This window comes from Bacillus sp. OxB-1 (assembly GCF_000829195.1).
Lineage (GTDB): Bacteria > Bacillota > Bacilli > Bacillales_A > Planococcaceae > Sporosarcina.
This window is the reverse complement of sequence record NZ_AP013294.1, coordinates 1,832,800-1,847,671: the sequence shown is the minus strand read 5'-3', so window position 1 is coordinate 1,847,671 and position 14,872 is coordinate 1,832,800. Positions and strand designations below refer to the sequence as shown.

Annotated in this window: 19 protein-coding genes and 1 pseudogene; 4 read left to right on the top strand and 16 right to left on the bottom strand. The window is 50.6% G+C overall.

Features of this window, described 5'->3' with window-relative positions; genetic code table 11:
- Nucleotides 1-9 precede the first annotated feature (9 nt).
- The 3 genes from OXB_RS09090 to OXB_RS09080 form a co-directional block, all read right to left on the bottom strand.
- Nucleotides 10-876 carry a permease prefix domain 1-containing protein gene (locus OXB_RS09090; RefSeq protein ID WP_041073623.1) on the bottom strand — a complete coding sequence of 289 codons (867 nt, stop codon included), beginning with the start codon at nt 874-876 and terminating at the stop codon, nt 10-12.
- Nucleotides 873-1,196, bottom strand: coding sequence for a PadR family transcriptional regulator (locus OXB_RS09085; protein ID WP_041076548.1), 324 nt, complete (start codon nt 1,194-1,196; stop codon nt 873-875). The genes OXB_RS09090 and OXB_RS09085 overlap by 4 nt, the downstream gene beginning before the upstream one ends.
- Nucleotides 1,197-1,318: 122 nt before the next feature.
- Complete coding sequence (locus tag OXB_RS09080; protein ID WP_041073621.1) at nt 1,319-2,527, bottom strand: DUF346 domain-containing protein; 1,209 nt, start codon at nt 2,525-2,527, stop codon at nt 1,319-1,321.
- 93 nt (nt 2,528-2,620) lie between these two features.
- Between OXB_RS09080 and OXB_RS09075 the strand changes: the two genes are divergently transcribed.
- Nucleotides 2,621-2,917: a hypothetical protein gene (locus OXB_RS09075; RefSeq protein ID WP_144399674.1), complete on the top strand. Its 297-nt coding sequence runs from the start codon at nt 2,621-2,623 to the stop codon at nt 2,915-2,917.
- A gap of 43 nt (nt 2,918-2,960) precedes the next feature.
- On the opposite strand, the gene OXB_RS09070 is transcribed toward OXB_RS09075, so the two are convergent.
- On the bottom strand, nt 2,961-3,584 hold the full coding sequence (locus tag OXB_RS09070; RefSeq protein ID WP_041073617.1) for a TVP38/TMEM64 family protein: 624 nt from the start codon (nt 3,582-3,584) through the stop codon (nt 2,961-2,963).
- Nucleotides 3,585-3,715: 131 nt separating this feature from the next.
- On the opposite strand from OXB_RS09070, the gene OXB_RS09065 reads away from it, so the two are divergent.
- Nucleotides 3,716-4,441: an AzlC family ABC transporter permease gene (locus OXB_RS09065; RefSeq protein ID WP_041073616.1), complete on the top strand. Its 726-nt coding sequence runs from the start codon at nt 3,716-3,718 to the stop codon at nt 4,439-4,441.
- Nucleotides 4,441-4,749: an AzlD domain-containing protein gene (locus tag OXB_RS09060; RefSeq protein ID WP_041073614.1), complete on the top strand. Its 309-nt coding sequence runs from the start codon at nt 4,441-4,443 to the stop codon at nt 4,747-4,749. The genes OXB_RS09065 and OXB_RS09060 overlap by 1 nt, the downstream gene beginning before the upstream one ends.
- Before the next feature lie 255 nt (nt 4,750-5,004).
- Here the strand turns inward: OXB_RS09060 and OXB_RS18665 are convergent.
- From OXB_RS18665 to OXB_RS09000, 12 genes and pseudogenes are all read right to left on the bottom strand, one after another.
- Nucleotides 5,005-5,103 (bottom strand): annotated as a pseudogene (locus OXB_RS18665) (malate dehydrogenase); the annotation flags it as partial.
- Between the two features lie 108 nt (nt 5,104-5,211).
- Nucleotides 5,212-5,493, bottom strand: coding sequence for an ethanolamine utilization microcompartment protein EutM (eutM, locus tag OXB_RS09050; RefSeq protein WP_041073610.1), 282 nt, complete (start codon nt 5,491-5,493; stop codon nt 5,212-5,214).
- Nucleotides 5,494-5,521: 28 nt separating this feature from the next.
- Nucleotides 5,522-5,797 carry a BMC domain-containing protein gene (locus OXB_RS09045; RefSeq protein ID WP_041073608.1) on the bottom strand — a complete coding sequence of 92 codons (276 nt, stop codon included), beginning with the start codon at nt 5,795-5,797 and terminating at the stop codon, nt 5,522-5,524.
- Entirely contained in the window at nt 5,794-6,075 is a 282-nt protein-coding gene (locus OXB_RS09040; protein ID WP_041073606.1) for a EutN/CcmL family microcompartment protein, read from the bottom strand. Before OXB_RS09040 ends, OXB_RS09045 begins: the two co-directional genes overlap by 4 nt.
- Nucleotides 6,076-6,107: 32 nt before the next feature.
- Entirely contained in the window at nt 6,108-6,395 is a 288-nt protein-coding gene (locus OXB_RS09035) for a BMC domain-containing protein (protein ID WP_041073605.1), read from the bottom strand.
- A complete protein-coding gene (locus tag OXB_RS09030; protein ID WP_052483953.1) occupies nt 6,382-7,920 on the bottom strand; it encodes an aldehyde dehydrogenase family protein in 1,539 nt (512 codons plus the stop codon). The genes OXB_RS09035 and OXB_RS09030 overlap by 14 nt, the downstream gene beginning before the upstream one ends.
- A gap of 51 nt (nt 7,921-7,971) precedes the next feature.
- Nucleotides 7,972-8,253: a hypothetical protein gene (locus OXB_RS09025; RefSeq protein ID WP_041073603.1), complete on the bottom strand. Its 282-nt coding sequence runs from the start codon at nt 8,251-8,253 to the stop codon at nt 7,972-7,974.
- A 12-nt stretch (nt 8,254-8,265) separates the two neighbouring features.
- A complete protein-coding gene (locus tag OXB_RS09020; RefSeq protein ID WP_041073601.1) occupies nt 8,266-9,006 on the bottom strand; it encodes an HAD family hydrolase in 741 nt (246 codons plus the stop codon).
- Nucleotides 9,003-10,406 carry an ethanolamine permease gene (gene eat, locus OXB_RS09015; RefSeq protein WP_052483952.1) on the bottom strand — a complete coding sequence of 468 codons (1,404 nt, stop codon included), beginning with the start codon at nt 10,404-10,406 and terminating at the stop codon, nt 9,003-9,005. The genes OXB_RS09020 and eat overlap by 4 nt, the downstream gene beginning before the upstream one ends.
- Before the next feature lie 95 nt (nt 10,407-10,501).
- Complete coding sequence (locus OXB_RS09010) at nt 10,502-11,524, bottom strand: phosphotransferase enzyme family protein (RefSeq protein ID WP_041073599.1); 1,023 nt, start codon at nt 11,522-11,524, stop codon at nt 10,502-10,504.
- 42 nt (nt 11,525-11,566) lie between these two features.
- Nucleotides 11,567-12,817, bottom strand: a complete 1,251-nt coding sequence (locus OXB_RS09005) for a class-III pyridoxal-phosphate-dependent aminotransferase (RefSeq protein ID WP_041073597.1) — start codon at nt 12,815-12,817, stop codon at nt 11,567-11,569.
- Nucleotides 12,818-12,875: 58 nt separating this feature from the next.
- Nucleotides 12,876-13,652 (bottom strand): DeoR/GlpR family DNA-binding transcription regulator, encoded by a 777-nt coding sequence (locus tag OXB_RS09000; protein ID WP_041073595.1) that lies wholly within the window; start codon nt 13,650-13,652, stop codon nt 12,876-12,878.
- Nucleotides 13,653-14,097: 445 nt separating this feature from the next.
- Between OXB_RS09000 and fabG the strand changes: the two genes are divergently transcribed.
- Nucleotides 14,098-14,859 carry a 3-oxoacyl-ACP reductase FabG gene (gene fabG, locus OXB_RS08995; protein WP_041073593.1) on the top strand — a complete coding sequence of 254 codons (762 nt, stop codon included), beginning with the start codon at nt 14,098-14,100 and terminating at the stop codon, nt 14,857-14,859.
- The last annotated feature ends 13 nt before the right edge of the window (nt 14,860-14,872 follow it).

The following is a 14,872-nucleotide window of genomic DNA, read 5'->3' as shown; positions in this document are numbered from 1 at the left end:
TCTCCTCCTTTACATGCTCCACAGCCAAAAGACAAGGCCCGCCAAAAGCACTCCGGTTTGAATAACTGCTATCGCGTACGACCATTTTCTCTGTTGTTCGGCTAATAAATGCATTTGAATCGCATATGACAGGATCCAAACTCCAATCGGAAGGAGGAGCCATAAAAATGCAGGCGATAATCCCGATGAAAACAACAAAAATGCCCATAAAAAGAAAAGAGTAAGAAACACGATCAAAATACCCGTCGTAATATTGATGAAATGCAGTCGTTTCGCATCTTTCTTCAATGCTTGGCGATCCGATGGAAAATCATAGATCGTCGTCCGATATACAAGAATAATAGTTAACAGCATGAGCAACGCCGCCACGAACGTTAATATCGTGGAAAAGGGACGCTCCAAATAGGCGGCCAACAACAAACCGTAAAAGAAAACAAATAGATGAATAACTAACAAGCCGTTCATCCACAAGCGCCGATTCAATGAAGTAACCGGGCGAACGGTCACATAAAGCAGGGCAGAGCTGCTCAAGACAGCCATCACCAACCAGGGAATATGTGCATCGCCCGCTAAGAACAATTGGCCTAAGTAGACGCCATAGGCAAAGAGCAACGAGACAACCGAAAGGACCAACAGCATTTCCCGTCGATAAGGATACATCGCGTGCTGAAGCTGCTTGCCGATCTCCGGTCCATCACCAAAGTTTGTCATCACGATCCGCGTGGCCTCCTCTCCCGAATAACCTTGTTTCCGATGCTCCGCAAAGGAATCTTCCAAATGCGAGAGCAGTTCTTCGTATAAATCCTCCCGCTCCGCCAGATTGCAATCCGTCTGGCGGACAATCCCTTCAACAAAGCGCTGAAACTGGGCTTTCATATCAAACCTTCCGAACTTCTACGGATGAGGGTGTTCATCCACTTCCAGTTCTCCTGCTTACTTGCCAAAGCGGTCCTGCCTTCATCGGTCAGCCGGTAATACTTTCTTCTGCCGCTCTCTCCCTCTTGCCAATAAGACGAAACCCACTGCTTCCTTTCCAGGCGCTTCAATGCGGCATAAAGCGTCCCTTCCCCCATCTCGTACGTGCCATCACTGATTTCTTTCAATACCTTGACAATTTCATATCCATACAAATCCCGTTGGGCAATCAAAGACAATAATAGTAAATCAATGCTCCCCTTCATCATCTCTTGGTCCATAAATTTCACCTCATTACTGACATCGTAACACGTTGTACATCGCATTGCAATGTATCGGAATTTCAAGCTTTCAAAAAGGAGGCGCCCATAAATTGCGGGCGCCTCCGGCAGATTCAACATTATTATTCATTCTGATACAAATGGATAAGGCTCTGATCCCGTCCCCTCGCAAAGACATCTGTCCGATTCGGGCCCCATGAAACAGCAGCGGGTGCGGAGGTCAGGGTTCCTCCAAGGTTTTCCCAGTTCAGCCAGCGAGAACCGTTCCATTCTCTGAGATAGAGGTTTTGATTCGACCCTCTGGTGAAGACTTGTAGGCGGTTCGGCCGTTTGGAGGCGACAGCAGGAGCCTCGGTGAGCGTGCCGCCGAGACTTTCCCAACCGCTCCACGAAGAGCCATCCCACCATTTATGGATCAATTCCTGGTTCTGTCCCCTTGCAAATACGTCCACGCGATTCGGCCCCCAAGAGACGGCAGCAGGCGCGGAGGTCAATGTACCGCCGAGGTTCTCCCAGTCGAGCCAGCGCGAGCCGTTCCATGTCTTTTTGTAAAGAGCGTTGTCTGTTCCTCTGACAAAGACATCAAGCTGATTCGGCCGCTGCGAGGAGACAGTCGGCGCGCTGGATAGTACACCGCCCAGACTCTCCCAATCGTTCCATCGCTGGCCATCCCACCATTTGTGATACAACGCGTTGTCCGTCCCCCGGACAAAGACATCGATCCGGTTCGGGCCCCAAGAAACGGCAGCCGGGGCGGAAGTAAGTACGCCACCAAGATTCTCCCAGTCGCTCCACTGACGGCCGTCCCACCATTTATGGTACATTGCCTCATTGGAACCCCGGACAAAGACATCAAGTCGGTTTGGCTGCCAAGAAGATACGCCCGGCCCCGAAGTAAGGACACCGCCCAAGTCCTCCCAGCCAATCCAGCCCCGTCCCGGCTGAGGTTGCGGGCGCCCATCCTCGGCCTCTGCCAACGTCAGCCGGATCACTTGCATCAAAGTTCGGTTCATGACGTTCGGCGGAATCCGGAACTGTGCATAAAAGAGCGGCAGCCAAGGAAACTGCGACTGGAACTGATTATAGACCTGAGTGGCAGTCTGATCCGTCCCGGCTTGGCTGAGTGTAAAGCGGATGACCAGGAGGAATACATAATCCGCGATTGCACGATTCATCCCATACGCTTCCAACTCCGTATACAATTCTGGATGCTGCGTCTGTATTCGCTGCAACACCTGTTGAGCCGACTGCTGCCGTCTCCTCTCCTGATCGTTCTGAACATAATAATGGGGCGGACCGAACGTCGGCCCTTGATACATATAATAAAACATGTACATACCTCCTCCAATCGATAGAGTAGTATATGTGCTTTGCCCGAAGAAGGTCCCGACTGGGAATTGATGTTATAATGGATTTGATTGGAAATGGGTCGTATGAAGGGGGCGGCGAAGCTGAAGGTTTCCATGCGGCTCTATTTGAGCGCTTTGTTCGTTTACTTTCTCTCTTTTATCACCGGCTTTTCGATTGGATTGTATGTATTATGTGGGGCCATTCTGCTTTTATTTTTCGGGTTGGCCTGGTCTTTCAATATTCTCGGAAAAAATGGACGTACTGTCGGCATTTCCATTGTCATCTGCCTAGTTTCATATGGCGTTTGGTATCTGCTGGTCCATTACGTGGACGATTATTACATCTTCTACCCTTTCACTCTATTCATGTAATCAAGGCGAAATAAAAATGCTTGGTGACATCCCAAGCATTTTTTCATTTCTTCTCCTGTTGGACCGAGAACGAACGGAATTCCGCTTCCACTTTCCGATTGACCCGCTTTTCGAGCCACTTGCCGACAATCCATAAGAGGACGATCAGTGCAACGACGACAGCTGTCCGGATCGGTTGTGTGAGCAAGGCTTTCAGATCATAGCCGATGAAGCTGATGGTAAAAATCATGACGAGCTTGCCCGCCATCAAGGTGAACAAATAGTAGCGCTTCTTGATATCCGCCAGACCCGCGACCAAATTGACGAGGGCCGACGGGGTGAACGGGAAACAGAGGAACAGGAATAGGGGAGCAAATCCGTTGCGATCCACCCATTTAATTAATTTCTGGATACGCGCACTTTTCGTAAGGAACCGCAAAAGCCGGTTGCGTCCGTATTTCCGGATGATCAGAAAGACAACGTAGGAACCGGCAACCGTCCCCGCCCAGGAGAGGATGAATCCATACCATAGACCATAGGCACTCGCATTCGCAAAGACGAAGACGAATAGCGGTAAAAACGGTAGGAAAGACTCGATAAAAGGCAGCAAAATCCCGATGACAGGACCAAGTGACTTGTAATGCTTCGCCAATTCTACTATTTTATCTACATCGAGCCACTCTTCCATTGACAACACCCTCATACTTCAGTTGGCATTCATTCCAACCTCTTATTACTTCTAGTCTTCCTGATGGTATCTCCATTTAAACACGAAAATAGTGTATAATCACTACAAACAACTAAGAAAGATGTGGCAATATGGAGAAAAATCAATTTGGAAACGGCCTGAAAGCAGGTCTGAGCATCGCCATCGGTTATTTCCCTGTCGCCCTCACGTTCGGGTTGCTTGCCAAGACGGCCGGATTGTCCATCATCGAAGCGACAGCGATGAGCATGTTCGTCTATGCGGGCGCGGCCCAATACATATCGCTCGGTTTGATCGCCAAGGCAGTCGACCCGATCTTAATCGTCCTCAATACATTCGTCGTCAACATCCGACACTTTCTTATGACGGCATCACTGAATGAAAAGATGCAGCCCGCCCCGAAATGGGTCAAAGCGATCTATGCGTTCGGCATCACGGATGAATCCTTTTCGGTGCTGGCTACGGGCAAGGAAGGCAAGATTTCAACCTCCTTCGCATTCGGCGTCAACTTGATCGCCTATGGCAGCTGGGTCAGTTTCACGGTAATCGGCCACATCATCGGGGCCAATCTGCCTTTATTCCTGCAAGCGGCCATGTCGATCGCGCTCTACGCCATGTTCGTCGGCCTATTGGTCCCGTCGATGAAAGGCAATCGGAAAGTCATCATGCTTGCCGGAATCGCAGCAATCATCCATAGTTTCTTCTATTTCACGGGACTTCTTTCAACCGGCTGGGCGATCCTCGTAGCCACGCTCGTGTCGTCGATCACCATTGAAATGGTGTACACCCGCCGCGGGAAAACGCCCGATGTCCAATACAATCGAAAGGGGGATGTCTGATGGGACCAACCTATTGGTGGATGCTGTTCGGCATGGCCCTCGTCACGTATATCCCGCGCATGATCCCGCTGACTTGGCTAGACGGCAAGGAACTGCCGCCGATCGTGACCGGCGTATTGCGGAATATCCCGTATGCGGTGCTCGGAGCGCTCATTTTCCCTGCCATCCTGTTTGTCCAGGAAGGCAATCTTTTATTCGGCATCATCGGAGCGGCCGCCGCCTTCCTCATCGCCATCGTCGGGGGCGGCGTCATGTCCGTCGTCCTCGGCACGATTGGCGTGCTGGCGGTGTATAGTTTGTTTATGTGATGATGAAAGACCGCTTCGGGGCGGTCTTTTTGGTCAGGGGATATGGTTGGTGGTCGGGAGAGATGCAGGGATAGTCGGCTATCGCCATGACAGTTCGAGGATTTGTCCTTGCAGTTGGGCGGTTTGCCATGACAGTTCTCGCGCGCCATGACAGTTTCGCGCGGGGCCATGACAGTTGGACGATTTGCCATGACAGTTCTTGCGAGCCATGACAGTTCTTGCGAGCCATGACAGTTCGGGAATTTGCCATGACAGTTTTCGGGGAGTCAGTTTCTCTAAAGGGATACCACCCGCGCAGGAGTAACGAATTTGCGGCAGCATATCATCCCCATGTCCACTTAGCACGAAGCCGGAAAACGGGATTTCATTTCGTGACGGAGGGGTTTGCGTCAGTTCTGTCACAAAGTCCTCCACAATTGCTTGGATCGTCATCTCGTTCATAGAAGATGCCCCCATTCCCGATCAATTCATAGAGCCTGGCAAAATGGCTTCCAACTCGTTATGTGGACGCGGGATGACATGCACTGACAGCAATTCCCCGACCCGTTGTGCCGCCGCGGCTCCCGATTCAGTCGCAGCCTTGACCGCCCCGACATCCCCGCGAACCATGATCGTCACGATGCCTCCCCCGACATGTGTCTTCCCGACGACTTGCACGTTGGCTGCCTTGACCATCGCATCCGCCGCTTCAATCGCCGCCACCAATCCTTTTGTTTCAATCATTCCTAATGCTTCGCTCGCCATCCTCGTTCCTCCATTCCATTTCTTCGAATCAACCTTTCATCGGGATGATGCGCCTCACATCAATCATCGGTCTTGCGATGACCTCATAGGACATCAGCGCATTCCCTTGTAACGCAATTTCGACGCCGCGGTCGATCGCCATCTGGACTGCACTAACTTCCCCTTCTATCACGATCGTGTAATAGACTTCGCTGACATCTTCACGGGTGACGACTTGGATATCCGCCGTTTTCAGCATCGCATCGGCGACGACAAGTGAATAGGCCAGACCGAACGTCTCGATCATGCCGATCGCCTTCGTCATGGCCGATCCCGTTCCGGCACCGAATCGACGATGCCGATCACCAGAGCGTCAACCGGCATTTTCCTAGTCTGGTCGATAAAAGTCGCAGGGGACCCTTGTGTCACGATGACCCGGTCCCCGATCCCCGCTCCGATTCGATCGACGGCTACCAAAGGAGGCTGCAACGGCACACCTTCCCGTTCCGTTCCCACCGGCTGGATGACGAGGAATGTCAAACCCGTGAGTCCATCCTCTTTACGAGTCGCCCATATATTTTCAATCACTTTACCAACAAGCATCTTCCATCGCCGCCCTTCAACCGATCTGATTGTTATCCATTCGCCCGTGGCAGAATGCCGATCAGTTCGTTATGCGGGCGCGGGATGACGTGGACAGATAATAATTCACCTACTCGCTGCGCTGCGGCGCTTCCCGAGTCCGTAGCCGCTTTGACTGCGCCGACGTCCCCCGTCACGAGGACCGTCACGATGCCACCCCCGACATGCGTTTTCCCGATAATTTGCACATTCGCCGCCTTGACCATCGCATCTGCCGCTTCCAACGCTGCCACCAATCCTTTTGTTTCAATCATTCCGAGTGCGCCGTTAATCTCTGCCATTTGAATTCCTCCTTATTGTCTTGCTCATTTGTTGTCGTTGTACGATTTGCCGGACTGTGGTCGAAACATCTTCCAAGTCCATCGACTTACAGTTCCCTTGAACTTCCCGCATCACCTGATCGATAATCGCCTCGATATCCGGTTCAACTCCTTGCTGTACCAGCTTTTCGACCGGCTCATACCGGCGCGGCGATGGCTTCGGTAGAGTCACTTCTTTAATCCCTGACGCAATCCTCTTTGTGTTGAATAAATGACGCGCTGTAATATTATCCGACGAAATATTCCCTCCGTACGAACCGCATCCCAGCGTCAGCGAAGGCATGAGTCCCGTCGTCGCGCCCGCCGCCCCGATCGAAGCCATCGTGTTCACCATCACCCGGGAAACCGGCATTGCGAGCCCGTACCGTTGTGCCGCTTCTTCATCCGTCGTATGGATGGAGCAGCTATGGCCGCGTCCAATGAAGTTCAACAGCCCTTCGCAAATACGAAGTGCTTCCTCATCGCTGTCCGCCGTGTACAGCGGAAAGATCGGAGCCAATTTTTCCAATGAGAACGGTACATCTTTCCCGATCCGATCTTCTTCGGCAATCAAAACCCGGGTCCCGACCGGAACTTCAATACCCGCCATTTCAGCGATTGTCTCCGCCGACCGACCGACAATTTTGGCGTTCAATTGTCCTTCCGTCGGGGCGATGACATTTCCTAATTTCATCTTTTCTTCTTCATTCAGGAAATAGGCTCCGTTGTTGCGCAGTTCCCGCATCGTCATTTCCTTAATATTCCTATGGACGACAATCGATTGCTCCGTCGAACAGAGCGTCCCGTTATCAAACGTCTTGCTATCCACAATCAGCTGTGCCGCTTTTTTCACATTCGCTGATTTCTCGATGTAGACCGGGCCATTGCCCGGCCCCACTCCGTAGGCAGGCTTCCCGGAACTGTACGCCGCCTTGACCAGTCCGCTGCCCCCCGTCGCAAGTATCAACTCGACATCCGGGTGTTGCATCAGTCGTGTCGTCGCTTCCATCGACGGATCCGTGATCCAGCCGATCAATCCATCCGGCGCCCCTGCCTCCACTGCCGCCTGCGCACAGATTTTCAAGGCTTCGACCGTGCACCGTTTCGCTGTCGGATGCGGACTGACGACGATGCCGTTTTGCGCCTTCAAGGCGATCAACGTCTTGAAAATAGCGGTCGACGTCGGATTCGTCGTCGGGCAAATGGCTGCAATGACTCCGAATGGATAGGCCACTTCCGTCATTTTCAAACGATGATCCTTATGGATGACGCCTACCGTCTTCTCATCTTTGATCGATTCATAAACGCCCATCGAGCCAAGCTCGTTCTTAATTTTTTTATGTTCCACGACGCCCATGCCCGTTTCTTCGACGGCCATCCTGGCGAGTGTCTCGGCTTGCGCGAAGGCCGTTTCCGCGATATGCTTCACGATTGCGTCAATCTGCTTCTGGTTGAATGTGCTGAATTTTTCCTGAGCCGCCTTGACCTGTTGAACCGCTTTCTCCATCTCTTCTACTGCGTTGATAGGAAACACTCCTTCCCGCTTGTCCTGTGAGTGTTAAGTGTGTGAATGGAACTTCACTTGCCCTGCCGGCTCCATGGATTGCGCAGCCAGATTGCTGAATCGTTTCGTAATGGCATTCCATCTCTCGATCTCTTGCGCATGTAAAGGACGCATTCCATTGTCGGACATGCCGACATTCGTCCGTTGCATGGAAGCACTAATTTCGCTCCATCGTCTTAATTCCGCATCGGTCAGTGACGTGATCGGGCCCGTTCCGGCCCCTCCCATTCTTTCCAGTACCATCTTTGTAATTTGTTCTATTAATTCAGGATTCATCTTGTCGCCTCCTTACTCTTTTCCGAACAGCTCGCCATAATTGCAGATCTTATAATCCGCATCTTGTAGGTGTCCTGTTTTTCCTTTCGTGTAACTCGCAATGCCTATTGTCAGCTTAACACCTGCCCGTTTGCCCAATTGGATATCCGCATTCGTGTCCCCGATCATGGCAGCCCTTTGCAAATCAACCCCATAGCGGTCGCGGGCCAAGTACGCCATGTCCGGAAAAGGCTTTCCTCTCTCAACCAAGTCGCTGCCGATCACGAAATCGAAATAACTCCCCAACTGAAGCTCCTCCAGCTGTTTCCTCGCCTTGTCCGTGTCATCAGCTGTCAGCACCCCGAGCCGCATCCCTCTTTTTTTCATCTCGCCGAGCAGATCGGATATTCGCTCCACTGCCTGAAGACTCGTCGAATCATTCTGTCTTTTATCGGCATAGGCAATGCACTCTCTTGCATAAATGACTGCCGAGTCCCAAGACAGCCCCTTTTGATAAAGCAAGAATGCTAAGATGGTGATGCTCTCCTCGATGGACGCAATCGCCAACGGGCTTCTCGGATCGACACTCCCGTCCGTGACGTCCACTCCGATCGCCTGCTTCGCTTCAGCAGGCGATATATCAATTCCGGCGATCCTTTCACGCAAATAGCGGACTGCATCCTCCACCCAAGGAATCCAGATGGAAGGAAAATCGATCAATGTGCCATCTTTATCAAATAGGACAGTGTCCACATCTTGGTCCCAGAAATTCATCGGACGATTTCCTCTTCAAGCTCCGGTCCCGTCACGACTGGAATCTCAAGATCGCCGACGTTGGAAAATTGCTCTTCCGGGGCGTCTGTATTGATATTATGGCGGGCCCAGACGAAGTAATAGATGATGGCAACCGCGAACACCGTGATACTGATGAAGAAGAATGGCAGATTTGCAAAAAAGCTCGCAAACAAGGCAATGCACGCCAAGACCATGGAAACAATCGGCATGAACGGGAACAACGGCGCCCTATAAGGACGTGCCAGATTCGGTTCTTTCTTCCGCAGGATGATCAGAGAAAGGTTCATTGAAATATAGGAAATCAACGCGCCAAATGTCGCTATCAAAATCAAATCATCCGGATTGAAAGTTGCCACCAAGATTAACCCGATGAAACCTGGGATGATGATTGCCATATACGGAGTCCGCCGAGTCGGGTGAAGCTTCGAAAAGACGGCTGGCAAATACCCTGCGCGTGATAAGGAGAAAACTTGCCTGGAATACGCGAGGATGACCCCTGAGAAACTGGCGATCAACCCGACAAGACCGATGGACGCAAGCAATTGTGCCAACCAGTACGTATTTCCATACGCTGCGGCGATTGCTGCCGGCAAAGGATCTTCCGCCGTGCTCAGTTGGTTGAAACCGCTCAGGCCGATCGCCACTGTCGTTGTCAAGACAGACAAAATGACGAGCGTGAACATCCCGGATAAAATCCCTTTTGGCATGTCTTTTTTCGCATCCCGGGTTTCTTCCGAAAGCATCGGCAGCATTTCAATGGCCAAGAAGAGCCACATTGCAAACGGCAACGCCGCCCAAATCCCTTTGATGCCCCCCGGGATCATTGCTTCCCCTTCGCCGCCGAACAGGTTCTCCACCCGGATTTGAGGCAAACCGACAAAATACATAAGCACTAATAATGCAAGGGCGATGAATACAAGAATCGCTTCCAATCTGGCGTATTCTTTCACCCCGATGATGTGGATGACCATGAAGAAAACATACATGACAGCTGCGGAGACGATCGGATTCACCGTAGGAAACAGGAAGTTGATATATGCCCCGATTCCGATAGCGACCACAGGCGCGGCAATGACATATTGCAAGACGACGCCCACCCCGGTGATAAATCCGACAAATGGTCCCATCGCCCGCCTGGCGAATGAGTAGGGACCGCCCGCAAACGGCAAGGCCGTCGACAGCTCAGAAATCCCGAAAGCCATGAATGTATACATAACTGCCATGACCCCGACTGCAATCAGCATGCCGACATAGCCTGAAGTGCTCAAACCGAAATTCCAGCCAAAATAGTTTCCGGATATTACGATACCTACACCGATGACCCATAAGTTAAAAGGCGTAAGCGTCTTTTTCAGTTCCAAGTTCTGTTTTCCACTCATGGCAAAGCTCCTTCACGTTTTATTTGATTGTGCTTACATCGGTTTGCAAGAACCCTCTTTCTCTAATGGCCACCCTTTTGGTAGCGCTTACTTTTTTATTTGAACTTCTCCAAGTAGTCCTTCGCCAATTGATCTGTCTGTTCCGAATACTCAGCTCCGAGTTCCGCTGCCGTTTCGTTGTCGCGGCTGCCGACCCAGGCGATGAGTTGCATCCGTCGCATCATGATGAATGTCGGAATTTCATTCAACTCTTCTTCGGACAGCTTGCGGACGGTCTGATATCCTTCCAGCCATGCCTCGACCAACTTCGGCACGTAGGAACGGTGTTCGATGAACGTCAGGGACGCCGCGAGGTCATACAAATACCAGCCGAAACCGCTATCGTCGAAATCGATGACCTGGACGAGCTTTTTCTCGTTGTCTATCAGGAGATTCGCATGACGTAAATCCGCGTGGATCAAACCGAAACGTTCTTGGCCCTTGCCGAAATTCTCCAGCCGTTCCTTGATGACATCAGAGACACGGGTTAATAGCTCTTCCCGCTCCGGGGTGATGCCTTTTCCATCTTGCCATCTGCCCCATTTGGGCCTCTCGCCGATCAGATTTTCATAATCCCAAATCGGCCGCTTGATTTGATTGAACTGCTCCCAATTTTCAATGGAGTGTTTATGGAAATGGGCAGTCGTTTTTCCGATTTCCCTGAAAATCCTGATCAACTTCTCTTCATTGTCCACATCAGGGGTCTCCCCTTCCAAAAAAGTGAAGAGGACGCAATGGTATTCCCGGTTATTTCCATCCAATGTTACCGATTGTAAATATTCCCCGTCCGACCCCGGAATGGGTTTCGACACGATGACCTCTGTATGCTCATCGATCGATTGCAGCCATTTCACTTCGCTTTCGATCTCTTCTTTCGTATGATAATTCGGACGGCATACGCGCATAATCCGTTTTTCTCCCGTCTCCGGGTGTTTCACGAGATACGTTGCGTTCTCCGAGTAATCGAGGAGCTCGACAGTGAAATCATCGAGCCCATCGTATAATCCCTTCGCCTTTTGTGAAACCAGATCGAAGAACTCCACAGGTCGCTCCCATGTGTTGACGCCAGCATTGCTCATACCCAGAACTCCTCCCTCTCCCATTAGGTTTTATTTTAAATTTTACATGTTGCGGACAGCTTGAGCCATACTTGTTTCCACTAGATTCAACAAATCATCGCAATACCGCTGATCCAGCAGGATGCCCGGTTTGAATTGAAGGACCTTTGTATCGAGCATCGAGTAAATTGCCCAGACGCCATTATCATACAGGGCGCGCATGACATCTTTTGCACCATCCGGTTTGCTGAACTCCAATCCGAGGATGACGCCTTTTTGCCGGATGCCTGTGAAATGATCCGGGTACCGGCTTTTAATTCGCTCCAGTCCTGCATGGAGATATCGTGCGACGTAGTCGACATTTTCCACCACTTCAGGGCGCTGGGAGATTTCCAACACCTTCATGGCGACGACACAGCCCAGTTCAGAACCGCCGAATGTGGAGATGTGGGCGAAGCCATCTTCATTCATCCATTGTCCGACCTTTTCGCTGACGACCGTGGCTGCAATCGGGTAAATTCCTCCGCTCAGACCTTTCGCCGTCACCATGATGTCGGGCTTAATATTATGGTGTTCAAAACCCCATAGCTTCCCCGTACGCAGCAGTCCCGTTTGCACTTCGTCCGCGACATAGAGCGCACCGTACTTCTCACAAAGCCGTTTCGTGCCTTCCAAATAACCCGGTTCCGGGAGAGGGAAGCCGTATGTAGCCGGAATCGTCTCGATGATGACGCATGCTACATCTTCTCTCGACAACGCTCTTTCCATCGCATCCAAGTCATTGAAGACGACATTGACGACTTCATCCGAACTGCCTTCGCTGAGGAACGGCTTGGAATAACGCTCATTCCCTAAGGAGACGGCAATCCCCGTGTGGCCGTGGTAGGCGTATTTAACGGACACGACCTTTTTCCGCTTCGTGGCGTAGCGTGCACTTTTAATTGCCACGTCGATCGCTTCCCCGCCTCCGCTTGAAAAGATGGAATACCTAAGATTATCCGGCGTGCACTGATTGAATTTTTCCGCCAACTGGGCTCTCGCAATGGATGGGAAATGGTGGTTCCCGATATCGAACTGGTCCATCGCTTCCTTCAATGTTGAAATGATTTCCTGATTGCGGTGCCCTAGATTATATGTCCCGCCGTTCAAATGAAGATCCATCAATTGCTTGCCATCCATGTCGTACAGGTAGTACCCTTCCCGTTTGCCGATGACCAAGTCGACGCCGTCACGTTGCCATTGCTCCGTCTTGCCCGGATTCCAGTATTGGATCGATTTATCAAGGACTGATGATTTGCTAATAGTCTGGACCATTTTCTCTATCTCCACCTTTTTCTATTGATTTGGATTTTGGTGTCGGGCACTAAACATCTCAGTTTTCTACATTCGCGATGATCAATTCAATTTCGTTGTCTCTGAGGACATTTTGCCATTCTTCCGAGCAATGTTCGTCGGTGATGATCATCGAAATATCGGTCAGCGAGCAGATGTGCGCGAAGGTCGTTTTCCCGAACTTCGTGTGATCTGCCAGAATGATCGCTTCATCCGCACGGCTCATCATTTGCCTGGAACTGCCGGCCCCCTGCAAATCGTAATCCGACATGCCGTCATTGATGGATAAGCCGCCCGCCGCCACGAATGACTTATTGGCCTTCAATTGGCCAAGGACGGATGCCGAAAGCGGACCGCTTGTGAACTTCTGATTCGCCTCATATTCCCCACCGATGAAGATCACTTTCCCTTCGAAATATTCCATCGTCGATAGGAGGACCGGTATGGAAGGCGTGATGACTGTCACGTTCTTTTTATTCGCCAAATACCGAACAATCCCGACCGGCGTCGTGCCATGCCCGATTATAATGCTGTCGCCATCCTCGACCAAATCGGCGGCCGCTTTGCAGATCGCCTGCTTCTCGTTCGTCATGATGTCTGTCTTCAAGTCAAACGGCAGTTCTCGGGATGATTTCTCTTTGACGGCACCGCCATACACTTTTTTCAATACGCCTTCCTTCTCCAAGCGATCCAAATCCCGTCGGATCGTTTCCCCGGAGACTTCCAGCTCATTCGCCAATTCACGGACTTGCACTTTTTCATCCCGTTCCAGCGTCTCTATGATCACTTTCTTTCGGTCCTCGAATGTTAAAGACATTTCACTATCCCCAATCTTGTAAGCGCTTGTTATACACCTCTCATTTTCTAGTGTAATAGAGCCATCTTAGTAAATCGAGCGTTAGCACTGCCGCCGCTTGTGTAATCTTATTGAATCATGTGGATTTGGTACATGATAGCATCTATATTTTTTGAAGTCAACAAAAATGTCGAACTATTTGAAATCAATAGAAATTACGAAGTGGAAACAATATCTTGAAGGCTGTCAGGGATTCTATTAGCATCCAACGCAATTCTTGCTTTTTTTGATTGTCTATCATTAAATTCAATTAATCTGAATAGTCTAATATAAATGTTGACTCCACATAACAAGAGTGATAGCATGTAATAAATCAACAAGATCCAACAACTTTATATGGTTTATTAAATGAATCCTGCGCTTTCTTTATTACACAAAACGCAATAGTAGGAGGAGTGTTGAACAGATGAGACAATTTGAAGGGAAAACGGTAGTGGTGACAGGTGGCAGCAAGGGGATCGGAAAAGGGATTGCGAAGGTCTTCTCCCAATTGGGGGCCAATGTGGCGATTCTTGCACGACATGAGGACGAGGCATCAAAAGTCGCGGAGGAGTTGCAAGGCGATCATAATAATGTAAGGGCTTACAAATCCAATGTCACCTCACTGGAGACGCTGGAAACAGCCGCAAAGGCCATCGCCGAGGATTTCGGTAGTGTGGATATCGTTTGCGCGAACGCAGGAATTTTTCCATCAGCCACCATGGAAGAGATGACAGAGGAGCAATGGGACTACGTGCAAAATGTGAATTCGAAAGGCACCTTTTTCACAGTGAAAGCATTCCTCCCATACGTGAAGAAGGCGGAACACGGCCGTTTCATCGTCACTTCTTCCATTACCGGTCCGATTACGGGATACGCCGGTTGGTCGCATTACGGAGCAAGCAAGGCGGCACAACTCGGCTTCATGCGGACGGCGGCACTTGAACTCGCAAAGGACAATATTACGATCAATGCTGTCTCCCCCGGAAACATTTTCACTGAAGGGCTGGATGGTATGGGGGAGGACTATTTAAAAGCGATGGCCGCAGCCATTCCATTCAAACGATTGGGGACCGTAGAAGATATCGGATATGCAGCAGCATTCTTCGCTTCCAAAGAAGCAGGCTTCGTAACCGGACAGACCCTGGTCGTCGACGGCGGTCAAATTTTGCCGGAAAGTATTGAATGAAATAAAACGGGAA